The sequence below is a fragment of the Dyella psychrodurans genome, from assembly GCF_003363265.1.
In the GTDB taxonomy this organism is placed as follows: domain Bacteria; phylum Pseudomonadota; class Gammaproteobacteria; order Xanthomonadales; family Rhodanobacteraceae; genus Dyella_B; species Dyella_B psychrodurans.
In genome coordinates this window covers 1077999-1100972 of the sequence record NZ_QRBF01000001.1, presented here as the reverse complement: position 1 = coordinate 1100972, position 22974 = coordinate 1077999, and the positions used below count along the sequence as shown (strand labels likewise).

The 22974-nt window shown below is 62.4% G+C and carries 21 protein-coding genes; 8 read left to right on the top strand and 13 right to left on the bottom strand.

Annotated features, from left to right (window positions below; all coding sequences use genetic code 11):
- Nucleotides 1-11: 11 nt before the first annotated feature.
- The 3 genes from DWU99_RS05240 to DWU99_RS05230 form a co-directional block, all read right to left on the bottom strand.
- Nucleotides 12-1358, bottom strand: a complete 1347-nt coding sequence (locus tag DWU99_RS05240) for a carbohydrate porin (protein ID WP_115476905.1) — start codon at nt 1356-1358, stop codon at nt 12-14.
- Between the two features lie 166 nt (nt 1359-1524).
- Nucleotides 1525-3354, bottom strand: coding sequence for a translational GTPase TypA (typA, locus tag DWU99_RS05235; RefSeq protein WP_115476904.1), 1830 nt, complete (start codon nt 3352-3354; stop codon nt 1525-1527).
- Between the two features lie 273 nt (nt 3355-3627).
- Nucleotides 3628-3915, bottom strand: coding sequence for a hypothetical protein (locus DWU99_RS05230; protein WP_115476903.1), 288 nt, complete (start codon nt 3913-3915; stop codon nt 3628-3630).
- 177 nt (nt 3916-4092) lie between these two features.
- On the opposite strand from DWU99_RS05230, the gene DWU99_RS05225 reads away from it, so the two are divergent.
- From DWU99_RS05225 to DWU99_RS05215, 3 genes are all read left to right on the top strand, one after another.
- The gene (locus DWU99_RS05225; protein ID WP_199535698.1) at nt 4093-5844 is read left to right on the top strand and encodes a 3-hydroxybutyrate oligomer hydrolase family protein; all 1752 of its coding nucleotides are present in this window, start codon (nt 4093-4095) and stop codon (nt 5842-5844) included.
- A 91-nt stretch (nt 5845-5935) separates the two neighbouring features.
- Complete coding sequence (locus DWU99_RS05220; RefSeq protein WP_115476902.1) at nt 5936-6445, top strand: peptidylprolyl isomerase; 510 nt, start codon at nt 5936-5938, stop codon at nt 6443-6445.
- A gap of 139 nt (nt 6446-6584) precedes the next feature.
- A complete protein-coding gene (locus DWU99_RS05215; RefSeq protein ID WP_115476901.1) occupies nt 6585-7016 on the top strand; it encodes a YidB family protein in 432 nt (143 codons plus the stop codon).
- Nucleotides 7017-7101: 85 nt separating this feature from the next.
- Here DWU99_RS05215 and DWU99_RS05210 read toward each other — a convergent pair whose 3' ends face one another.
- Entirely contained in the window at nt 7102-7356 is a 255-nt protein-coding gene (locus DWU99_RS05210) for a GlsB/YeaQ/YmgE family stress response membrane protein (RefSeq protein ID WP_115476900.1), read from the bottom strand.
- Nucleotides 7357-7560: 204 nt separating this feature from the next.
- Between DWU99_RS05210 and DWU99_RS05205 the strand changes: the two genes are divergently transcribed.
- The gene (locus DWU99_RS05205) at nt 7561-8760 is read left to right on the top strand and encodes an aminotransferase class I/II-fold pyridoxal phosphate-dependent enzyme (protein WP_115476899.1); all 1200 of its coding nucleotides are present in this window, start codon (nt 7561-7563) and stop codon (nt 8758-8760) included.
- Between the two features lie 63 nt (nt 8761-8823).
- Nucleotides 8824-9810: a malate dehydrogenase gene (locus DWU99_RS05200; RefSeq protein ID WP_115476898.1), complete on the top strand. Its 987-nt coding sequence runs from the start codon at nt 8824-8826 to the stop codon at nt 9808-9810.
- Nucleotides 9811-9892: 82 nt separating this feature from the next.
- On the opposite strand, the gene DWU99_RS05195 is transcribed toward DWU99_RS05200, so the two are convergent.
- The 9 genes from DWU99_RS05195 to DWU99_RS05155 all read right to left on the bottom strand — a co-directional run bounded on the left by DWU99_RS05195 (nt 9893) and on the right by DWU99_RS05155 (nt 20697).
- Nucleotides 9893-10510 (bottom strand): glutathione S-transferase family protein, encoded by a 618-nt coding sequence (locus DWU99_RS05195; RefSeq protein WP_115476897.1) that lies wholly within the window; start codon nt 10508-10510, stop codon nt 9893-9895.
- A gap of 98 nt (nt 10511-10608) precedes the next feature.
- Nucleotides 10609-11361 carry a VOC family protein gene (locus DWU99_RS05190; protein WP_115476896.1) on the bottom strand — a complete coding sequence of 251 codons (753 nt, stop codon included), beginning with the start codon at nt 11359-11361 and terminating at the stop codon, nt 10609-10611.
- A 277-nt stretch (nt 11362-11638) separates the two neighbouring features.
- Complete coding sequence (gene lpxH, locus DWU99_RS05185) at nt 11639-12364, bottom strand: UDP-2,3-diacylglucosamine diphosphatase (RefSeq protein WP_115476895.1); 726 nt, start codon at nt 12362-12364, stop codon at nt 11639-11641.
- The gene (locus DWU99_RS05180; RefSeq protein ID WP_115476894.1) at nt 12361-13053 is read right to left on the bottom strand and encodes a peptidylprolyl isomerase; all 693 of its coding nucleotides are present in this window, start codon (nt 13051-13053) and stop codon (nt 12361-12363) included. Before DWU99_RS05180 ends, lpxH begins: the two co-directional genes overlap by 4 nt.
- A gap of 78 nt (nt 13054-13131) precedes the next feature.
- Entirely contained in the window at nt 13132-14649 is a 1518-nt protein-coding gene (locus tag DWU99_RS05175) for a Ppx/GppA phosphatase family protein (RefSeq protein ID WP_115476893.1), read from the bottom strand.
- A gap of 72 nt (nt 14650-14721) precedes the next feature.
- Nucleotides 14722-16848 carry a polyphosphate kinase 1 gene (gene ppk1 / locus DWU99_RS05170; RefSeq protein WP_199535697.1) on the bottom strand — a complete coding sequence of 709 codons (2127 nt, stop codon included), beginning with the start codon at nt 16846-16848 and terminating at the stop codon, nt 14722-14724.
- Nucleotides 16849-16884: 36 nt separating this feature from the next.
- Nucleotides 16885-18183 (bottom strand): phosphate regulon sensor histidine kinase PhoR, encoded by a 1299-nt coding sequence (gene phoR / locus DWU99_RS05165; RefSeq protein WP_115476891.1) that lies wholly within the window; start codon nt 18181-18183, stop codon nt 16885-16887.
- Between the two features lie 13 nt (nt 18184-18196).
- The gene (gene phoB / locus DWU99_RS05160; protein WP_115476890.1) at nt 18197-18886 is read right to left on the bottom strand and encodes a phosphate regulon transcriptional regulator PhoB; all 690 of its coding nucleotides are present in this window, start codon (nt 18884-18886) and stop codon (nt 18197-18199) included.
- Nucleotides 18887-18996: 110 nt separating this feature from the next.
- Nucleotides 18997-20697 (bottom strand): M48 family metalloprotease, encoded by a 1701-nt coding sequence (locus tag DWU99_RS05155; protein WP_115476889.1) that lies wholly within the window; start codon nt 20695-20697, stop codon nt 18997-18999.
- Nucleotides 20698-21100: 403 nt separating this feature from the next.
- Between DWU99_RS05155 and grxC the strand changes: the two genes are divergently transcribed.
- The 3 genes from grxC (at nt 21101) to DWU99_RS05140 (ending at nt 22959) form a co-directional block, all read left to right on the top strand.
- Nucleotides 21101-21364: a glutaredoxin 3 gene (grxC, locus tag DWU99_RS05150; RefSeq protein ID WP_115476888.1), complete on the top strand. Its 264-nt coding sequence runs from the start codon at nt 21101-21103 to the stop codon at nt 21362-21364.
- Entirely contained in the window at nt 21361-21753 is a 393-nt protein-coding gene (locus DWU99_RS05145; RefSeq protein WP_115476887.1) for a carboxymuconolactone decarboxylase family protein, read from the top strand. Before grxC ends, DWU99_RS05145 begins: the two co-directional genes overlap by 4 nt.
- Before the next feature lie 192 nt (nt 21754-21945).
- Nucleotides 21946-22959: an isocitrate dehydrogenase gene (locus tag DWU99_RS05140; protein WP_115476886.1), complete on the top strand. Its 1014-nt coding sequence runs from the start codon at nt 21946-21948 to the stop codon at nt 22957-22959.
- Nucleotides 22960-22974: the final 15 nt, after the last annotated feature.

The window sequence follows — 22974 nt, the reverse complement described above, 5'->3', positions numbered from 1 at the left end:
GGGCGCCATAGTCAGAACTGCACGTGCGCGCGTAACCCTGCGAAACGCGCTGGCCCGCGATCGCGGTTGTATCCCGGATCGCGAATGAACTGCAGGTCCGGGCTGATCGAAAGGTGATCGATCACCGCGATGTTGTAATAAACCTCGGCGATCTGCTCGGGGCCATAGCGCAACGTGCCGTCACCGAGTAGAAAGCCATCGCCGCCCATCTCCAGATACTGGGCGTGGACGCGCGACAAACCATCGATGGCGATACCCACGCCAAGGCGATCGTCGGGCCGATTCCAGTGCGTACCCGACAGCTGAAAACCGCCGCTCAGCAAGCGATCGACTTCCGCGAAGATGAAAGACTCCGTGTGTCCGTCGTTCCAGCCGGCACGCATGAAGAAACCGGTGTCGCCGTTGTCGGCCACGGGCAGTTCGCCGTTGATGCCAAAACCGAACTTGTGGCGACCGGGAGCATCGTCGGCGTGGATGTCGGGCGGTTGCCCGGTCATCGCGGCGATATCGATCGCTTGCTGGTAGATGCCCAGGTTTCCCTTGTTGTAGAAACCCAGGAAACGCAGCGCCCATCCGTCCGGCTGCGGTTGCAGGGTCAATTCCAGTTGTTGTCCGCTGGATGCGCTGAGGGATTTCACCAGCGCTTGCCCGTTGGCTTCGACCGGCATGCGATAGATGCCATAACGCAGAGCCCATCCGGGCATCATCCAGCCGACCATGACGCCATCGGTGTAGCCGCGCGTATCCGCCGCGAAATCCCACGTGGTGTTGTTCCACAACGACCAGTTCATGAACTGCGTGCGCGTGGAATTGGCGTAGCGATTCTTGTCGAAGTCGTCGTTGACCGCCATGAATCCGACTTTGACTTCGATGTGTTCGATGGCCTCGCTGCCGGGCAGTTGGTCCTGTCCGCGCTCCAGCGACGTGGTCTGGTCGCCTAGCGGCAATACCCAGCGTACGTAGTTGCGTGCCACGTAAGGACGCTTGCCAAGACTGGCCACGCCGGAACGAATGATGTCGCCATTGGTGAGTCCACCCAGGCCGGTGGCGTTGCTCACGCCTTCGCCCTTGAACATCTCCACGTCGAAGTAATACTGAAAGTGCCAGGGAAGGGCGACGCCGAAATAGGCGCCGAAGGTGTGCGAGCGCGCCGTCGATCCATTCGGATTCAGGCTGAGCGGCCCTCGATAAGGCGAATGCACACGCGACTGATTCTGATCTACGAATGTGTACTGCGCGCCCAGCCACTGCGGCACAAATAACGGGGCGTCATCGGCGTGCGAAACCAGAGGTATTCCGGCGATCAGCAGGCACGATAAAAGCTTGCGAAAGGCGCGACGTTCTTGCGTTCTGATCATGAGGGAAATAAAGGGCGCCCACCGCTAGTGCGTCGGTGATGCTGCAGGCTGACGCAGGATCTGTCAACGACCGTCCAGCCGTCTTTACTTTCATCTCATAAAACCAGATGCAGAAAAGAAAAAGGCCACCTTGCGGTGGCCTTTCGTTTATCGCGCCGTGCAACGATCAAGCGCTGCGCGAAGCCTTCTTGCGGTCATTCTCCGTCAGATGCTTCTTGCGCAAACGGATTTCCCTCGGCGTCACTTCAACCAACTCGTCATCGTCGATGAAGTCCAGCGCCTGTTCCAGCGAGAACTTGGTCGCCGGCGTCAGCTGGATCGCATCGTCCTTGCCCGAGGCGCGCATGTTGGTCAGCGGCTTGGGCTTGATCGCGTTGACGGTGAGGTCGTTGTCCTTGGCGTGGATGCCCACCAGCTGGCCTTCATAGACGGAGTCGCCTTCCGCCGCGAACAGCTTGCCGCGTTCCTGCAGCGGCCCGAGCGAGTAGGCGGGCGTGGTGCCGGCGGCGTTGGCGATCATCACGCCGTTGAGGCGCTTGGCGATCTGGCCTTCTTCCTTCGGACCGTAGTGATCGAACACATGGAACAGCAGGCCCGAACCCTGGGTAAGGGTCTTGAACTGGTTCTGGAAGCCGATCAGGCCGCGCGCAGGGATCATGTATTCGAGGCGAACGCGACCCTTGCCGTCCGGCTCCATGTTCTTGAGCTGGCCCTTGCGCACGCCAAGGCGCTCCATGATCGGGCCCTGGTGGTTTTCTTCCACATCGACCACCAGCTGCTCGATCGGCTCCATCTTCTGGCCTTCGATGTCCTTGATGATCACTTCCGGACGCGACACGGCGAGCTCATAACCTTCGCGGCGCATGTTCTCGATCAGCACCGACAAGTGCAATTCGCCGCGTCCGGAAACGAGGAATTTGTCGGCATCCGAGCCCTGCTCGACGCGCAGCGCCACGTTGTGCACTTGCTCGCGATCCAGGCGATCCTTCAGCTGGCGGCTGGTGAGGAATTTGCCGCCCGACAAATCCTTGTTGCCGGCGAACGGAGAGTTGTTCACCTGGAAGGTCATGCTGATCGTCGGTTCGTCGACGGTCAGCGCCGGCAGCGCTTCGGGGGTGTCCAGCGCGCAGACGGTGTCGGAAATGGTGAGTTCCTGGATGCCGGAGATGGCGACGATGTCACCCGCTTCGGCGGTGTCCTGCTCGATGCGCTCAAGGCCGAGGAAGCCCAGCACCTGCAGCACCTTGCCCTGACGCTTCTTGCCGTGGCGATCGATCACCGCCACCGGCATGTTCTTCTTCAGCGTGCCGCGCTGGATGCGGCCGATGCCGATGACGCCGACGAAGTTGTTGTAGTCCAGCTGGCTGATGCGCATCTGGAAGGGGCCGGTCGGATCGACTTCCGGCTTCGGCGCGTGATCCATGATGGCCTGGTACAGCGGAGTCATGTCGCCTTCGCGAGCATTCTCGTCGAGCGAGGCATAACCGTTTAGCGCCGAGGCATAGACGATCGGGAAATCCATCTGTTCCGGCGTGGCGCCGAGGCGGTCGAACAGATCCCACACCTGTTCCACCACCCATTCCGGACGGGAGCCCGGACGGTCGATCTTGTTGATCACCACGATCGGCTTGAAGCCCATCGCGAATGCCTTCTGCGTCACGAAGCGCGTTTGCGGCATCGGGCCGTCCATCGCGTCGACGAGGATCAGCACGGTATCCACCATCGACAGCACGCGCTCCACCTCGCCGCCGAAGTCGGCGTGGCCTGGGGTGTCGACGATGTTGATGCGGTTTCCGCGCCAGGTGATGGCGGTGTTCTTGGCCAGGATGGTGATGCCGCGTTCCTTCTCCTGGTCGTTGCTGTCCATCACGCGTTCGGCCAGCACGGTGCGCTCGGACAGGGTGCCCGACTGCTTCAGAAGCTGGTCGACGAGAGTGGTTTTGCCATGGTCGACGTGAGCGACGATGGCGATGTTGCGCAGATTTTCGATGGACATGGATAAAGGACTTGGGCGAGCCGTAGGGCCGCCGCGCAGGTTTCGGTAGGGTTAACTTACGGATTATACGGGGTAATGTGACATCTTGCTTGCCCGGCTTACGCCAAGCCTCGATGGCAGCCTGTCCGAGGCCCCAGCGCGGGCCGGGGCTTGGCGGTTTTGGCTCGAAAGTCCCCGAATCAGGTTTATGCCGGGATGACGAGCTCCAAACGAATACCGTTCAGGATGCTCGCCGTGTAGGCAAGCAGCCTGTGGCAAACGCCGCGACGGTCATCAGGCGTCGACTTCGTCCTCGGCTTCCTCTTCTTCGTCGTCCTCTTCGTCGCCCGTGAATTCGGCCAGCTCTTCGACGCGCAGGAAGTTGGCAGCTTCGTCGGCAAAGGCGATGCGCTTGCCGTTGGCGTGCATCGGACGGACTTCCTGCTGCCTGTTGCCGTTGTCGAGCGTTTCCACCAGGGCGAAACAGACCAGGCTCGCGGCGCTTTCCTCGCCGCTTTCGTCATAGACAGCCACCCAGCCTGTGGCGGGAAGAATCTGCAGGATATTCGTTTGCTTGGACATGACGGTTCCGCGTAGTGGAAACGCGGAAGCTTGCACGGCGTTCGTGACGATCGCAAGCGCGTGTGCTCACATTCGTAACGTTGTTGGCGAGCAGATGAATATCCGCGCACGCCGCGCTAGTGTTGAGATACCGATCCTTGCAACCGTCTCGTACCGGCGTCTTTAAGGGAGTTTTTCATGCAGGAAATTCATGTCGTGCAAGGCGAGGTCAGCGTCACCACGCATCGCGATCACGACGATCTGCTTAGCGGAGGGCTTGGTCTGACGGGATTGAAAGACTCGCTCGCGCCTTTCGCAGACTCGAAGCATCCGACTGAGCAGGAGTTGCGTCGACGCGCCATTCAGACGAGTTGGAAAGGGATCGCCGATCTGGGCCCGCTCGGCGGTTATGGCGCGGTGTACGGCGCGGTTCCGAATATTCCTGGCGTCGAATATCAGGCGTTCGCAAAACTTCCCCGGGCACATGCACCGCACCGCGTACTGGTGCAGGTGCCCGACAACTTCGACCAGGCGCATCGCTGCCTGGTCGTGACGGCCTCATCCGGTTCGCGTGGCATTTACGGCGCCATTGCGCTGGCCGGGGCGTGGGGGTTGCCGCGTGGTTGTGCCGTGGCCTACACCGACAAGGGTGCGGGCTCGGGCTATTTCGATTTCTCCGACGACAGCGGCGTGACATTGAATGGCGAACGCGCAAAGCGCGGAACTGCCATGCTCGAATTCGAACCCACGGCTCCGAAGGGCGAGGGCATTGCGATCAAGCACGCACATTCGGGCGACAACCCCGAAGCCGACTGGGGACGCCATGTGCTGCAGGCCGCGCAATTCGGTTTGGCGATGCTGGATCGCGCATTCCCCGATCAGGCGCCTTTCACGCCGCAGAACACGCGGATCATCGCAACGGGCCTTTCCAACGGTGGCGGTGCGGTGCTGCAGGCTGCGGGCATCGACGATCAGCACATGCTCGCGGGCGTCGTGGCGCTTGAGCCTAATGTGCATACGCCCGGTCGAGGGCGTGCGCTGTACGACTATGTGACCGAAGCTGCCGTGTGGTTGCCTTGTGCGTTGACGGATGCGCGCTTTGCATCCGTACCGTTCGCACGCGATGCGCATGGCGCGCCGCATGCCGCGTGGGTGAAACGCTGCGCAAGTTTGCATGAGCAAGGCTTGTTGAAAGCGACGACACCCGAAGCGCAGGCGACAGAGGCATACGAACGCTTGCGCAAGTCCGGCTGGACCGATCAGGCGATGGCCACTGCGGCATCGACCACCGCATTCGATCTCTGGCGTGTCATCGGTGCAGCCTACGCATCGGCTTATCTGCGACGTGGTGCCGACGACATGCCCTGCGGCTATCGTTACGAGGCGCTGCTTGCAGACGGCAAGCCCGGTGTCGCCGACGAGGCAACGCGCGCAAGCTGGTGGGCGGATGCATCAGGTATTCCTCCCGGCAACGGCGTGGGGTTGTTAGGCGGGACGAATGACAGTGCCGATCCGCAGCTGGCCGGCTCCGAATGCTTGCGCCGTCTGTGGACCGGCGACGACGCGAATGCACGCGAGTTGCATGCGTCCGTCCAGGCACTTGCCGCCCGGCTGCCGCGCAAGGATCTGCCTCTGTGGGTGCTGCATGGGGCGGACGACGGCCTGCTTCCGACGGCGTTTACGTCGGAACCCTATATCGACTGGCTGCGCGCCGAAGGGTGTCGGCCGCTGTACTGGAAGGTACCGCATGCGCAGCACTTCGATGCCTTCCTGATGCTTCCGGGCTTCGGCGACAGGCATCTGCCGCTGCTGCCTTATGGCTATGCGGCACTGGACCGCCTCTGGGCTCACCTCTACCAGGGCCAGCCTTGGCCGGCCGATCTCCCGACGCCGGCCGGTACGCCACGCGGCGCCGGAGCGCTGCAGCCAGGGATGCTCGGTCTGCAGTGATCCTGTTGCAGAGGGCAGGCTGGGGGTATTCTTACCGATTCAGTGTGCCCGTTGTCCGGGCGCCTCGTTTCGGTACAGACAAGGAATATCCATGGCCATCAACGTAACAATCACCACCAACCGCGGCCCGATCCACCTGCGCCTGCATGACGACAAGACACCGGTGACGGTGGCGAGCTTCGTCAACTTGGCGCGCCGTGGTTACTACGATGGTCTCTCGTTCCATCGCGTGATCGCCGACTTCATGATCCAGGGCGGTTGCCCCGAGGGTAGCGGCCGCGGCGGTCCTGGCTACCGGTTCGAAGATGAATTCCACGGCTCGTTGCGCCATGACAAACCGGGCGTGCTGTCGATGGCCAATGCCGGCCCGCGCACCAACGGCAGCCAGTTCTTCATCACCCACGGCGCCACGCCGTGGCTGGACGGCAAGCACAGCGTGTTCGGCGAAGTGATCGGCGCCGAAGACCTGGCCGTGGTCAATGCTATCCAGCAGGGCGACGCGATCGAAAAAGTCACCGTGGAAGGCGACGTGGATGCGCTGCTGGCCAAGCAGGCCGATCGCGTGAAAGAGTGGAACGGCGTGCTCGACGAGCGCGGCTGATCGACGCATTCCGCAGCGAAAACGAGAGGCCGCCACGGTTCGCCCTGGCGGCCTTTTTTTCACGAGTTTGTTACCACCGTGTAGCCGACGCGGACGTAAGATCAAGCGGTTGGATCCCCCTCTTCAAAGGAGTGCAATGATGTCCTTACTCAGCAATCTGGGCAGTCTGTTTGGCGGCGGTCAGGGCGATGCGGGCGGAGCGTCCTCGCTGGTGTCCGTGGCAGGCCAATTGATCCAGCAGGCAGGTGGTGTGCAGGGACTGGCCAGCACGCTGCAGCAGCACGGTCTGGGCGATGCGGTCCAGTCATGGATCGGCAATGGCGCGAACCAGGCCATTTCCAGCGACCAGCTCAACCAGGTGTTGCAGAAGTCCGGCCTGGATTCGGTGGTGAACAACGCCGCCGGCAAGCTGGGCGTGGACCCGGGTCAGCTGATGGGCCAGCTCGCACAGGTATTGCCCCATGCGGTCGATCACCTGACGCCGGACGGGCAGGCGCCGTCGGGTGGCGGATTGGACCTTTCCATGCTGGGCGGGCTGGCCGAAAAGCTGCTTGCCGCCAAAAGCGCCTGAGCGCGCACGTCAGCCAAAACACGTTAGTTATAAAAAAGCACGGCGGGGCGACCCGCCGTGCTTTTTTGTGCAATGCGTGCCGCTTTCAGTGCACGATAAAACGCAGCAAGAACAAGAGGATGACGGCACCCACGATCGACATCAGGAAGCCTGCGGTGTGGAATTTCTGGCCGGGGGCCGGTTTATTGAACAGCGTTCCGATGAAACCGCCGATGATGGAACCCACGATGCCCACCACGGTGGTCATGATGAATCCGTAATGTTCGGCTCCTGGCACGATCCAGCGCGCGATAACGCCGACGATGAAACCAACGATGATGGACCAGATGATGTGGAACATAGGCGTCTACTCCTTGAGTCTGTGTCGAGACTGGTGTTCGGATGACGTTCCTCCGCCCGGCCATGCGGCGGCATCCGCATCATGCCAGCGGAACGTGACGGATCAATAGGAGTTTTTCGGCCTGGGGTGAAGATAGGCTGATGACGCAGCGCCGCATGCTAAAATTCGCGAGTTTGCTGTTTCCATCCCCCACCCGAGGAAGCCATGCCCCAGCTTGCCCAGCGTGTCGGCCGCGCCAAACCCAGCGCGATCATGGTCATTGCCGAAACGGCAAAGCAGCTCAAGGCTGCCGGCCGCGACATCATCAGTTTTTCCATCGGTGTCCCCAACTTCCTGCCTGGCGAGCACGTTTATGCCGCGGCCCGCGAGGCGCTCTCGCATGACAGCGGCCAGTACGGCAGCAACCGCGGTTCCGATGCGCTGCTGGACGCCTTCCTCAAGCACATCGAAGCGCTCGGTTTTGCCGGCTACACGCGCATGAATCTTTCGGTCGGCATCGGCGCCAAGCAGGTGCTGTACAACCTGGCCGAAGCGCTGCTCAACGAAGGCGACGAAATCTGCTTTGCGGCGCCGTACTGGACCACGTACCACGACATCGCCGACATCGTGGGCGCCAAAGCCAACGTTTTGCACTGCGGACCGTCGCAGAACTACAAGCTCACACCCGAACAGTTGGAAAATGCCTTGGCGCGCAAGCCCAAGGTGTTCCTGTTCAACAATCCGTCGAATCCGACCGGCATGGTTTATACGCGCGAAGAAATCGCCGCGCTTGCCGAGGTGCTGGTGCAGTATCCGGACACCTGGATCGTCACCGACGACATCTACAACTCGATGGTGTTCGACGGAATCGGCTACCACAATTTCGTGTTCGCGCGGCCTGAATTGCGCGATCGGTTGATCTTCGTCGATTCGGTGTCCAAAACGTACGGCATGCCGGGCTGGCGCGTGGGTCTGATCGCGGGGCCGGAGTCGGTGGCGAAGGCCGTCACCACGCTCAATTCCAATCACATCACCAGCGTGCCGGAAGTGATCACGGCCGCGGCGGTTGCCGCGTTCGGCGGTCCGCAAGACGTTCCGCAGGCCAAGTGCAAGGAATTCGCGGCCAAGCGCGACATCGTGCTCGCCGTGCTCGGGAAAATTCCCGGCGTGGTCTGCCCGCGTCCGCAGGGCGCGTTCTATGCGTTCCCGGATATCTCGGTCGCTTTTGGAAAGAGCCATAGCGGCACGCGCATCGAGAACGACGTCGATTTCTGCGCAGCACTGCTCGGCGCCAAGGGCGTGGCTTGCGTGCCGGGATCGGCTTTCGGCGAACCGCGCGCGATGCGCATTTCCTACACCTGTCCCACCGCTCAGCTCGAACCGGGTCTCGCACGCATTACCGAATTTTTTACTGAACTGAGCTAATCCCTTTACCGGCCCGCGTCGAGGATGCGGGCCTTGTTTTGTGCACCTGAAGGAGTTGCCACGATGAAAGCCCCCGTTCGTGTTGCCGTGACCGGCGCTGCCGGCCAGATCGGTTACGCCCTGCTGTTCCGTATCGCCGCCGGCGACATGCTCGGTCCGGACCAGCCGGTGATCCTGCATTTGCTCGAAATCACCCCGGCACTGCCTGCGTTGCAGGGCGTGGTGATGGAACTCAACGACTGCGCATTCCCGACGCTGGCTGGCGTGGTCGCCACGGACGACGTGAACGTCGCCTTCAAGGATGTCGATTACGCGCTGCTGGTCGGTGCGCGTCCGCGTGGCCCGGGCATGGAGCGCAAGGACCTGCTCGAAGCCAACGGCGCCATCTTCTCGCCGCAGGGCAAGGCGCTGAACGATCACGCCAAGCGCGACGTGAAGGTGCTGGTGGTCGGCAATCCGGCCAACACCAATTCGCTGATCGCACAGCAGAACGCGCCGGATCTCGATCCGAAATGCTTCACCGCGATGGTGCGCCTCGACCACAACCGTGCGTTGTCGCAGCTCGCCGAAAAGACCGGCAAGCACACCACCGACATCAAGAAGGTCACCATCTGGGGCAACCACAGCTCCACGCAGTACCCGGATCTGCATCACGCCACCGTCGACGGCAAGGCAGCGCTGAGCCTGGTCGATCAGACGTGGTACGAGAAGGATTTCATCCCGACCGTGCAGCAGCGCGGCGCGGCGATCATCAAGGCGCGCGGCGCATCCTCCGCGGCGTCGGCCGCTTCGGCCGCGATCGATCACATGCGCAACTGGGCGTTGGGTACGGCCGAGGGCGATTGGGTGTCGATGGGCATTCCGTCCGATGGCTCCTACGGCATCGAGCCGGGCGTGATCTACGGCTACCCGGTGACGGTGAAGAACGGCAAGTACGAGATCGTGCAGGGTCTGGCGATCAACGACTTCTCGCGCGCCCGCATGGACGCCACCGACAAGGAACTGCGCGAAGAGCGCGCTGGCGTCGAGCATCTGTTCGCGAAGAAGTAAGTCCTCTTTGTCGCCATCGTGCGAAGCAAACGGCCATCCGATTGGATGGCCGTTTTGTTTTGCGTGGAGTCGATGTTTTTGATCAGGCGGCTTTGCTGTTCGCGAAGATCGCCGTCTCGCGCATGCGGTTCAACCATCGCATCGTATGAGGATAGTCGGCCATGGGGTACTGGCACATTTCCGCGTAATCGAGGATCGGGGCGATGGCCAGATCGGCCAACGTGAGATGGTTGCCGACCAGATAGTCGTGCGCGGCCAGTCGATGTTCCAGAACCTTCATATACTGATGGAAGGTGCCTTCCGCTTTGGCGATGACATCCAGGTCGGCCGGACCACGGTTGAAAATGACGGATTTGACGAAGCGCTCGTACACCAGCGGGCTGCAGGCAGGCGTAAAGTGCGCCGCTTCCCAGAACAGCCAACGATCGACATCGGCTTGCTCACGAGCATCGTCGGGCCACAAGGTGTTGGGCTTTTTCGAAGCGATGTATTTCATGATGGCATTGGATTCCCATAGCGAAAAGTCGCCATCGGTGAGGGTCGGGAATTTGCCGTTCGGGTTGAGTGCGAGATAGTCCGGCTTTTTGGTATCGCCGGCAGGTATGTTCAAGGGAACGATATCGAGTGGAACGCCCAGTTCCTTCGCGACTGCGATAGCTTTGCGAGCGTTGGGGGAAGCAGCAACACAGTGAAGTTTCATGATGGCTCTCGAACAAGGGTGAAGTACGCGGGGTATGCGGCGGGCGTCGCTCGCCGCGCCAGGCCCCGGCAAACTGTTTCGCTATGGGGTGAGGGAGATCACGCGCCCGCGAATGCGATGACGCCAAGCGATGCGCCAGTCGGATCGGTCAGCAGGGCAAAGCGGCCCACGGCGGGAATGTCCGTCGGCGGCAGCGTGATCGTTGCGCCAAGCTGCCCGGCCTTGGCAGCCGCGGCATCGCAGTCGGGCACGTTGACGTAAGGCACCCAGATGGCCATCGGGATGTCCCTGGGTTGGAACACACCGGCGCGTTGCACGCCATCGTGCTTGAGCACGTAGTAGGTGCCCATCGGCCCCATGTCCTTCACGTCGTGCGCGTAGCCGGCTACGGCGGAATAAAACGTGAGTGCGGCCTTGTCGTGAGTGGTCAATAACTCCATCCAGCACCAACTCCCTATTGCAGGCATTGGCGCATCGGGCGCGTCGCCCCCAGCGGATTTCCAGAGAACGAAGACGGCGCCTTGCGGGTCGGCGATCACGGAGGCGCGCCCCATCGGGCCATAGTCCATGGGCTGCGTCAGAACGTTACCGCCGTGTTTCACGGCCGTGTGCGTGGCGGCGTCGACGTCCGGCACCGAGACATAACCCAGCCAATGGCCACGTTCTTGCGCCGAGACGCGCAGGCCGCCGATGCCGTGGTCGCCGTGTTTGGCCATGGTGTAAAGCGAGCCATCCGGCATGGGATTCTCTTCAAAATGCCAGCCGAAGAGTGCGCGGTAAAACGCTTGTGCTTCAGTGCGTTGGTTCGAGTGGTGTTCGAACCAGACAAATTTCCCGTGGGCGTAGTGCATGACGGATCCTTCCGCGATAAGTGCAGTGAGAGCGCTTTCTTTGATTTGCTAGCGCGTCATTGCCCTATGAGAAACGGTCATGGGGTCGAAATGCGATAGGTCTATTCCTAAAATTTCGACGGAATCGTCTCTTTTGCGCGCAGCCGATATGCGATGGCGGTGTGAATGCCTCGTGGCTGAAGTGTCCAGGATCGACGCACCGAATGTGACGAGCTCGGCCAAACGAGCAGGTGCTTTTTTGCAGCGCGCCCAGCTTGGCGCGATTCATTCTTTAGCTTTAGCTCTGCAATGCCCGCAATTCGCGCTTTTCCGGGGTCACCCGCAATACCGAGCCCTGTTCGTACCAATCACCGAGGACGATCCGCTCGGCCGTCTGGCCGTCCAAATCGAAGTGGTGAATGGCGGGGCGGTGCGTATGGCCGTGAATGAGGTGTCGGACACCTGCCGTACGCAGGGCTTCGGCAACCGCACCGGCGTTTACGTCCATGATGGTTTCGTGAGTACTGCCCGTGTGTGCGCGACTGTCCTGGCGCGCTTTGGCCGCGAAGGCGCGGCGGGCGTCCAGCGACATGGCCAGCACCTGTGATTTCCATTCGGGAGTGCGCACGCTGCGCCGCACTGCCTGATACGCGACATCGTCGGTACAAAGCACGTCGCCGTGCATGAGCAGGGTGGGGGTGCCGTAAAGGTCGTGCACGGTGCCGTCGTCCAGCAACGTGAGACCTGCGCGTTCGGCGAACGCTTCGCCGAGCAGGAAATCGCGGTTGCCCACCATGAAATACACCGGCACACCCGCATCGCGTACCGCGCGCGTGGCCAGGGCGATACGGCGGGGCAGTTCGGCGTCGTCATCGTCGCCGATCCAAGCCTCGACGAGATCACCCAGGATATATAACGCATCGGCACCGCGAACTTCGTCGCCGGCCAGATACTGCTCGAACAACTGCGTGATCTGCGGACGGCTGTCGTCGAGATGAAGGTCGGCGATGAACAGCGAGCTCATGGAGATTTGTGCTTGGCGCCGCCGGCCGGTGTCGCGGGGGAGCTGGCCGGCGCAGGCGATGCTTCGCCCACCACGTCGACGCCTTCGATCACCACCAGGGGATTGGGAACATCGGCGGCGAACGGACCCAGTGCGCGCGTGGGCAGGCCGGCGATCTTATCCACCACATCCATGCCTTTGATGACCTTGCCGAAGACGGTATAGCCCCAGGTCAGGCCACTTTGGCTGCCGACGTAGTCCAGGCGGCGATCGTCGACCAGATTGACGAAGAACTGCGCCGTACCTGAATTCGGATCGGCGCCGCGCGCCACGGCAATCGTGCCGCGAAGGTTGGACAGCCCGTTGTCCGCTTCGCTCTGCACCGGCGAATGCGTGCGGCGTGGCTGCAGTTCCTTGGTGTAGAGGCCGCCCTGAATCAGATAACCAGGAATGGCGCGGTGAAAAATTGTGCCGGCATAAAAGCCTTCGTGCACGTAGCGCAGAAAGTTGGCGACGCTCTTGGGCGACTTGTCGGCGAACAGCTGCAGCGTGATGTCCCCTTCCGACGTATGGATGATCACGCTGGGATTGTCGGCAGCCGGTGCTGCCGCTGGCGGCGCAGCGGGTTTGGCGGTCTGCGCGATGGCGAGCGGAGCGGCGAGCAGGATGGCCAGCAGAAAAGACGAAGCTCTCAGCAGGAACTTGGGCATGTCGGTCGGACGCGGCAGAAATATCCGCGCATGATACGCGGCCGGGAGCGGATATGGCTCACTTGTCCTGAATAAGCCTCAGATCGTGGACAGGGCCAGCGTAAGGCCCAGCTCGGTCATCGGCGCGATTTCCTGCTCCAGGTCCGCTTCAGTGAGTGGGTGTTGCTCCAGCCACGCCGCCGGCAGCTGCACGCTAAGGCGCTGCGTGGTCGCTGCAAGGCGCAGAGGCGGTATCGACTCCGCGCGCCGTGCGCGGCGGAACAGCACGGCCAGGCGCAGGAGGGCGGTGATGTGCTTGGCCAGCTGACGGTAGCGCTGGGGCAGGGCGGAGAAGATCGCCTTGTCCGGTTTGCGGCGATGCGCCTGGATGATGGCGGCCAGCAGTTGCTGCTCCTCCCGCGAGAAGCCGGCCAGGTCGGCATTGCGGAGGATATACGCGCCGTGGTGGTGATACTGGCTGTGCGCGATCGCCAGGCCGATCTCATGCACGCGCGAAGCCCAGGAGAGCCATTCGCGGGCTTCGGTGTCGAGTTTCCAACTGGCCGCGACCTGGTCGAACAACATCAGCGCGGTCGATTCGACGCGCCGTGCCTGGGCGCGGTCGACACCGTAGCGGTTGGCCAAGGCGTCGATGCTGGCCGTACGCGGGTCGCTGCCGCCGGCGCGGCCGATCAGGTCCCACAGCAGGCCTTCGCGCATCGAGCTTTCGCAGACCTGCAGGCGCTGAATGCCCAGCGCCGCGAAGGCCGCCTCGAAGATCACCACGGCGCCGGCGAAGACCGGCGCACGTTCTTCCGCCAGACTCGGCAGCTTGAGCGTGCTGATCTGGCCCTGATCGAGCATGGCGTCGCGCAGCGTGGCGATCGATGCTGGCGTCACCCCGTGATCGGAGAGCTTCATCGCCTGCACCACCGCGCCAATCGCCTTGGCGCTGCCGGAGGAACCGTAAGCATCTGTCCAACCGGCTTCGAGATATTCCTCGGAGAATTGCTGAAGCAAGACGCCGATCTCGCCACGCGCACGCTGCCAGCGCTTGCGCGTGAGCTTGCCGCCGGGGAAGAAGCGCTGCGTGGACGCGATGCAACCGACCTGCACGCTTTCCGTATGCATCGGCGCCAGACCGCGGCCGATGATAAATTCGGTACTGCCGCCGCCGATATCGATCACCAGGCGCGGCTCGCGCGACGCAGACAGATCGTGCGCAACACCAAGAAAGATCAGGCGACCTTCTTCGCGACCCGACACGACTTCCACCGGATGACCCAATGCCGTTTCCGCCGAAGTGAGAAAGGCATGCGGCGAGGCCAGGCGGCGCACGGTGTTGGTGGCCACGGCACGCACGCGAACCGTGGGAATGCCGGCAATACGCTGACCGAATTTCGCCAGGCAGTTCAGCGCGCGTGCGCGGTGCTCGGCGTCAAGCGTGCCGTCAGCGCGCAGGCCAGCGGCCATGCGAACGGTCTCGCGCAGGCGATCGATCACCCGCGGCTCGCCGTGTTCCATGCGCGCCACCACCATGTGGAAGCTGTTGGAGCCGATGTCGACGGCAGCCATCAGCTCGCCATCCTTGATCTGCATCTGGTCGCCGAGACTCATGGGAATACTCTGATCGGGACTGGGGCGGATTCTCGCATGTGTAAGTGGTCGGCCAGCAAGTTGTGCGATGAATCAGTTGGACGATGTCGCACCGCACAGGCGTTCCAGCAGCGTCTGCTGTGCGCTGTGCGGTGCGTCGGCGCCGGGCGTGGCGCGCGTGTAGTGGCCATCGCTGTCGAGCAGCCATGCCTGCGTGTTGTCGGCGAGATAGTTGGCCAGCGTTTCGTCGTAGACGCGTGCGGCGAGTGCCGGATCGAGAATCGGAAAGCCGATCTCGATCCGCCGCATCAGGTTGCGCTCCATCCAGTCGGCACTCGCGCAGTAGATCTCAGGCGCATCATCGTTGGCGAACCAATAGACGCGGCTGTGCTCTAGAAAGCGCCCAACGATGGAACGCACGCGAATGCGCTCGGAAATGCCAGGCAATCCCGGACGCAGCGCGCAGGCGCCGCGAACGATCAGATCGATTTCGACGCCAGCCTGCGCCGCCGCATAAAGCGCCTCGACCACGTGCGATTCATTCAGCGCATTGAGCTTGGCGACGATGCGTGCGGGGCGACCCTGGCGGGCATGCTCGGCTTCGCGTTCGATCTTCTCGAGCACGCTCTTGTAGAGCGTGAATGGGGAATGCAGCAGCCGCTTGAGGCTGATCATCGGCCCCAACCCCGACAGCTGCTGGAACACCTTGTGGATGTCCTCGCCGATTTCCGGATGCGAGGTCATCAAGCCGATATCGGTATAAAGACGGCTGTTTGCCTGGTGGTAGTTGCCGGTCGACAGATGCACATAGCGACGCAGATGGCCACTTTCGCGGCGCACGATCAGCATCATCTTGGCGTGTGTCTTGAAGCCGACCACACCGTAAACGACTTGAACCCCCGCTTCCTGCAGGCGCGTGGCGAGACGGATGTTGGCTTCCTCGTCGAATCGCGCGCGCAGCTCGATCACGACGGTGACGTCCTTGCCGTTACGCGCGGCTTCCACCAGCAGGTCGACCAGCGGGGTGTCCTTGCCGGCGCGATACAGCGTCTGCTTGATCGCCAGCACGTCCGTGTCCTGCACGGCTTCGCGCAGCAGATCGACCACCGCGCCGAACGACTCGTAGGGATGATGCAGCAGAATATCGCGCTGGCTGAGCGTTTCGAACATCTTTCTACCGTTGCCCAGCGCTGTAGGCAAGGTGGGTACGAAGCGCGGAAATTTCAGGGCAGGGCGTTCGAGTTCGTCGTACACCAGTCCCGCGCGGATGATGTTCACCGGGCCATCGCAGCGATAGACGTCGGTTTCTTCCAGCTCGAAGTTACTGATCAACATCGAGACGATCGATTGCGGACAGTCGCTGCCGATTTCCAATCGCACGGGGCGCGCGTAACCGCGGCCGAGCAATTCCTCGCTGAGCGCCAGGGCCAGGTTTTCGACTTCCTCTTCCTCGACGATCAGTTCGCTGTTGCGCGTCACGCGGAACTGGTACGAGCCGGCCACCTTGAAGCCGGGGAACATCATGTCGACGAAAGACTGCAGCAGCTCCGCCAGGAAGACGTAGTTGTCGCCCTTGCCGCTCACTTCCTCGGGAATGCGGATGATGCGCGGCAACGAGCGCGGTGCGCGCACCAGTGCCATGTGGCCTTCGTGACCGAAGGCATCGCGTCCCTGCAGCACCACGGCGATGTTCAGCGTCTTGTTGAGAATGCGCGGGAACGGGTGTGCGGGATCGAGGCCGAGCGGCGAAAGCACCGGCAGCACTTCGTTCTCGAAATACCCTTGCAGCCAACGCCGCTGATGCGGAGTCCACTGTTTGCGCGTGAGGAAATGAATGTCCTCGGCGGCAAGCGCGGGGCCGAGTTCGTCTTGCCAGGTGCTGTATTGCGCGCGCACCAGTTCAAGCACGCGTTCACGGATACGCGGCAGCAGTTCCGCGGACGTCATACCGTCCGGGCCCGGTTGGGCCGAGCCGAACTGGTGGCGCTGCTTGAGCATGGCGACGCGCACCTCGAAAAATTCGTCGAGGTTGTTCGCGACGATGCTCAGGAAGCGCAGGCGTTCGAGCAGCGGAATGCTGGTGTCGCGTGCTTGCGCAAGCACGCGGAAGTTGAATTCGAGGGCGGCCAGCTCACGATTCAGGAATAGCTCGGGCTGGGGCATTTCTTTGACGACGGGCTGATTGGCTTGGCGGCGTGGCATCCGCCCATTCTTACTCATCAGGCACGGTTGCGCCTATCGTTTCCCGGGCTTTGCTCAGTTGCCGTCCATATTCTTGCTGTCGTGTATTTCCGGCGTCAGCAGACGCTCGCGGCCGAAGCAGCAGGTGAAGGTGGACCCTTGGCCCGGCGTGCTGCGGATATCCAGGCGCGCCTGATGCAGCCCCAGCACGTGCTTGACGATGGATAGCCCCAGGCCCGTGCCGCCGCTGTCGCGCGAACGGCTCGACGACACGCGGTAGAAGCGCTCGGTAAGCCGGGACAGGTGATCGGCGGGAATGCCGTAGCCGGTGTCGATGACCGAGTAGTTGGCGCCTTCCGCAGTGCGTTCCCAGCGGACCGTGATGCGGCCGCCGGTGGGCGTGTAGCGCACGGCGTTGCTCACCAGGTTGGACAGCGCGCTGTGCAGATCCTTCGGCGAGCCGAGCAGGTCCAGTTCTGCCGTCGACTCGACGGTGATGCTGTGACGTCCCTGGCTCAGTGCTTCGGCTTCCTTGCGCAGCGTCGCCAGCAACGGGGCCATCGGCACACGTTCGTCGGTGACATGATCCTGCGTTTCGAGGCGCGAGAGCATGAGCAGGTCTTCCACGATCTGCCCCATGCGCTTGGATTGCGCGCGCATTTCGCCCAGCACCGGCGCGAGATGCGGTACGTCTTCCGGATCGAGCAGTTCGAGATAACCGTGGATTACGGTGAGCGGCGTGCGCAGTTCGTGCGAGACATTCGCGACGAAGTCGCGGCGAATCTGTTCCAGGCGCGACATGTGGCTGATATCGCGCGCAAGCAGCAGTCGCTGGCGCTGACCGAAGGGCAGCAGTGTCACGTTGATATGGCGGCTGGGCTGACCCGGTGCGCTGACATCGTTCAGCGGTTCCGGCGAGGGCTCTTCCAGCCAGCCGGCGAGCTCGGAATTGTGCAGTTTTTCGCGCAGCACGACACCGCGATCCTGCGGGCGACGCAAACCAAGCAGATTTTCTGCGGCGTGATTGAACCAACGTACGTGTTGGTCCTGATCGAGCAACACGATCGCATCCGGCAAATTGCCGGCGGCGCGGCGCAGATCATGCAAGTTGGCGGCTAGGCGTCGGGAGCGCATCATGAATCGGTCGTGCCGGGGTTGATCGGGGTCGTGGCTGGGGGAGGGCGTGGACGAACTCATCATGGGCTGAGCAATGTGACGCAAGTGCGTCAGTAGCAAGACAATCTCGGCGATAGCAACAAGCGCCACGCCGGTGGCGACATGTCCGCCTGCCAACCAGCCCGCCAGACCGCCCACCACCAAGCCGCCGGTCAGCGCCAAGGGAAGTTTCGAGGCGCTTTCGACCGGGCGATTCATGGGAAGGACCGCGTCAGGGGCTGGCCGAGAATCGATAGCCTGCACCTCGCACCGTCTGCACCATGTCTTCGAGCTTCCAGGGTTCGAGCGTCTTGCGCAGGCGGCGGATGTGCACGTCCACGGTGCGTTCTTCCACATACACGCTGCCGCCCCACACATGGTCGAGCAACTGCGCGCGGGAATAGACGCGTTCGGGGTGCGTCATGAAGAAGTACAGCAGGCGGTATTCGGTGGGGCCGATCGGCACTGGCTCGTCGCCCGCGAAAACGCGGTGCGCCGGACCATCGATGCGCAGGCGGCCAAGCTCGACCATGCCCGAGCCATCGTCGCCCTGGCTGCGGCGCAGCACGGCTTTGATGCGCGCGATGAGTTCACGCGTGGAGAAGGGCTTGACGACATAGTCGTCGACGCCGGCTTCCAGGCCGTTGACGCGATCCATCTCCTCGCCGCGTGCGGTGAGCATGATGATCGGCACTTCGCGGCTCAGTTCTTCCTTGCGCAGGCGGCGGGCGAGATCCAGTCCGCTGGTGCCGGGAAGCATCCAGTCGAGCAGGATCAGGTCGGGCACTTGCTCCGCGATGGACATTTGCGCCGTACGTGCATCGGCAGCCTGAGCGGTATCCATACCGGCCTTGCGCAGGGCGAAAGCGACCATGTCGCGGATGGAGGCTTCGTCTTCGACAATAAGGATGCGTTTGTGCACGCGGAGTCCGTTGGGGGTGGCCTATGACGCAAATATTGCAGCGGTGCAATGTTACGTGCCGATGACACCGCTTAAAAACGGGGTCTCAATGGCCACAATCTAACGTGTTTTCAGGGGCGACCGTTACCTAGGCTGAAACAAAGCTTACCGGCGCATGCCGCGTTGGAGCTCAGTTGCTGCGGGGTCTGGCTGGTTCCGTCGGGGTTGTCGTCCGTGGCGACGCGCCGTTTGCGCAGCTCCATCACCAGCGGGGTGAGCTCGGAGATATGGGCCTGGATACGGGCGCGGGCGTAGTAATCGAGGTCCGGACGCTTGAGCAGGGTCTTGAGCTGTTCCATGGCATCGAAGGGGCGCCCGGACAGGTAGCTGGCCTGGGCATAGGCCTCGCCGGCACGGACGGTGTCGCCGGCTTTCTCGCTCGCGTGGGCGTAAGCCGTGAAGATCTCCGGCTCGTCGGTGTTGTCCAGCATCGGGCGCAGCATGTCGGCTGCCTGGGCGGCCTGTTTGGCGGTGCCCCCTTGGGTGAGGGCATTGGCGTAAGCCAGCCCGATCGCCTTGTTGCGAGGCGATTGGGTATTCAACGCAGCGTAGATATCCAACGCTGCGGCGCGCTCGCCTGCCTGCAGGCGGGCATCGGCCATGGCCAGCCGCAGTACCAGGTTGTCCGGATATTTCGTCAGCACCGGCTGCAATTCGGCGATGGCCTTGGCGCCCTGGCCGGTGCGAGTCAGCGCCAGCGCGTAGCCGTAGCGATTTTCCGGGGTGTCGTAGCCGGGTTTTTGACCGATCAACGAGCCGTAGAACGTGCTCATGCGATAGGCGTCGTCGGAAAGCACGCGCACGCGCTCGCGCATCAGCAGATAAGTGCTGGGGGATGGATCGCTGTTATTGGCAGCGAGCAGCGTGGTGGGATCCTTCACGTAGGCGATGGGCGCGGTCTTCTGAGCCCACGTGGACTTGTCGAGCAGGTTGCCGCTGGGTTTCTGCTTCTCTTCCGCGATCAGCGAGGTGGCGCGAGCCTTCGCGTCGCTGATGCGCTGGGCGGTGACGGGGTGATCCTCGAGCAGCGAAGGAACATTGATGCCGCCGGAGTCGGCACTCATCACGTCTTCCATGCGCTGGAAGAATTCCGCCATCGCATTCGGATCGAAGCCCGCCTTGGCGAGCGTCATGATGCCGGTCCGATCGGCTTCCGCTTCGTCTTTGCGGGTGAAGTTGATTTCCTTCTGCATCAGGGCGCCCTGGCCGCCCAGCAGGGCGGCGGCGGCGGCCTGGCCGCCCGCCGCGCCGCCAGCGGCGATGGCGCCCAATGCGACGAGCGCCATCAGCGGCGTGTCTTTCTTCGCCTGTTCGTAGGCGCGCTGCAGGTGATTCTGGGTGATATGGCCGATTTCGTGCGCCATCACGGCGGCCAGTTCATCTTCCGTACGCGTGATGACGATCAGCCCGGAGTCGATGCCGATGTAACCGCCGGGTGCGGAGAACGCATTGATCACCGGATCCTTGGCGATAAAGAACGCGAAGTGGTCCTTCGGCTTGGCCGAGTTCGCGACCAGGCGGAAGCCCAGGTTGTTGATGTAATCGTCCAGCAGCGGGTCGTTGACGGTCATGTCCATGGCGCGCATCTGCTGCAGCATCATGGCGCCGTAGTCCTGCGCCTCCTGGGGCGAAATCAGCGCATTGGCCGAGCTGCCGAGGTCGGGCAGGCGCACGTCGTCGGGCTTGTCCTGGGCGCCTGCGGTCAGGGTCAGGCCGCCCAGGACCAGCGCGGTCAGCAAGCGTTTACGTAGATGTCGTGGTGCCATGGTCATAGATGAACGACAATACTTAGGGTGCGCTGAACCATTCTACGCAGGCGTCACCGACTCTGTCCGTTCGCAGACCACAGGACCATCGGCGAAGGCAGACTGGCTGTCTGTTGAGACGATGGGCCGAAGGGATGCGAACGGACAGAGCCGGCCCCACCGCTCAAATTTTAATGAAGGGGTGATGTCCAGAAGGCTCGCAGGGCGTGCCGCGCGGCTTGAAAAGGCGCCCGGCTTTCCCTGCGCCACGCAACACACCCTGCGAGCCTTCTGGACATCATGCCGCCTGCGTAGAATGGTTCAGCGCACCCTTAGAGACCTTTCCCATAGGTCGCAGTTCAGCACCAAATGGGTTGTTTTTGAAAGTCGCTACCGCCACTTACGGCGCAGGTAATTTCGGAGTTTCGCAATGCCCAAGATCGAAGTTTATTCCACCGCGGTATGCCCTTACTGCGTGGCCGCCAAAAACTTTCTCAAGGCCAAGGGCCTTGCCTGGGAGGAAGTGCGCGTGGATACCGATCCGGCCGAGCGAGACGCCATGCTTGCACGCAGCGGCGGTCGCCGCACCGTGCCGCAGATCTTCATCAACGATCAGCTTGTGGGCGGCTACGACGACCTGGTCGCCGCCGACCGCAGCGGCAAGCTGGCGCAGTTGCTGGGGGAAGTGGCATGAGCAGCGAAAAAGATCGTGTCGCCGAATTCACGGCTTTTCGCCATCGCATGAACGAGCGCATCCTGTCCGAGGACAATCAGGTCGTGCGCCGCTTCTTTGCACTCGACACGCAGACCTACAAGGCCGGCGCGCTGGATGTGAAGACCAAGGAAATGCTTGGTCTGGTGGCATCCATGGTGCTGCGCTGCGACGACTGCATCAGTTATCACGTGGCGCAATGCAAGGACGTCGGCGTGACGCGCGAGGAATTCTTCGAGGTGTTCGGCGTCGGACTGGTCGTGGGCGGCTCGATCGTCATTCCGCATCTGCGCCGCGCGGTGGATTTTCTCGATCGACTTGAGTCGGGGGACTCGGACGCCCAAGGCGAAAGCTGTAAGGACCACGCCTAGCTCCCAGCCCGGCCACCTCGGTCGGGCTTCCTCATGCGAGTTCATGCAACGCTCCATGCGAGGATTTGCAACGCTCCGCAGCCCTTTCGGGCTGTTCGCCGACACGCTCATCGGCGATAATTGAAAAGATTTCAGCCTGGCGCTGCTTCCCCCCGCGCGCCGCTTATCTGCTTCACTTCAAGGAGTTCCCCCATGAGCAAGACCATCGCGGTGATCCCGGGCGACGGTATCGGCCCGGAGATCATGTCCGCCACGCTGCACGTGCTCGATGCACTGAATTGCGGCCTGAGCTACGACACCGTCGAAGCCGGCATGATTGCGCTGGAAAAGCACGGCGACCTGCTGCCCAAGGCCACGCTCGAGACCATCGCCAAGCACGAGGTGGCGTTGAAGGGGCCGTTGACCACGCCGGTGGGTGGTGGCTTTACATCCATCAACGTCACGCTGCGTCGTCACTTCGACCTGTACGCGAACGTGCGCCCGGCGATCAGCTTTCCCGGTACCAAGGCGCGTTACGAGAACATCGACATCATCACCGTGCGCGAGAACACCGAAGGTGCCTATCTCGCCGAAGGTCAGACTTTGTCCGAGGACGGTGAAGTCGCCACGTCGATGATCCGCAACACCCGCAAGGGCAGCGCGCGCATCGTGCGTTATGCGTTCGAGATGGCGGTGAAGAAAGGCCGCAAGAAAGTCACCGCGGTTCACAAGGCGAACATCATCAAGACCGCTTCGGGCCTGTTCCTCAACGTGGCACGCGAGATCGCCAAGGAATACCCGCAGATCGAATTCAACGAAATGATCGTGGACAACGCCTGCATGCAGCTGGTGATGCGTCCCGAACAGTTCGACGTGATCGTCACCACCAACTTGTTTGGCGACATTCTTTCCGACCTTTGCGCCGGCCTGGTCGGCGGTCTTGGTCTGGCGCCGGGCGACAACATTGGCGAGCACGCGGCGATTTTCGAAGCCGTACATGGTTCCGCGCCGGATATCGCAGGCAAGGGCATCGCCAATCCGTGCGCGCTGCTGCTGGCGGCGGCCGACATGCTCGATCACCTGGGCATGGTGGACAAGGGCAACAAGCTGCGTCAGGCCATCCGCGACACGATGACGAACGATCGCGATCACGTTACGCCGGATCTCGGCGGCAAAGGTTCCACGCAGAGTTTTGGCGAGGCGATCGCCGAGCGCGTCAAGGCCTGATCGGCCAGTTTGCGA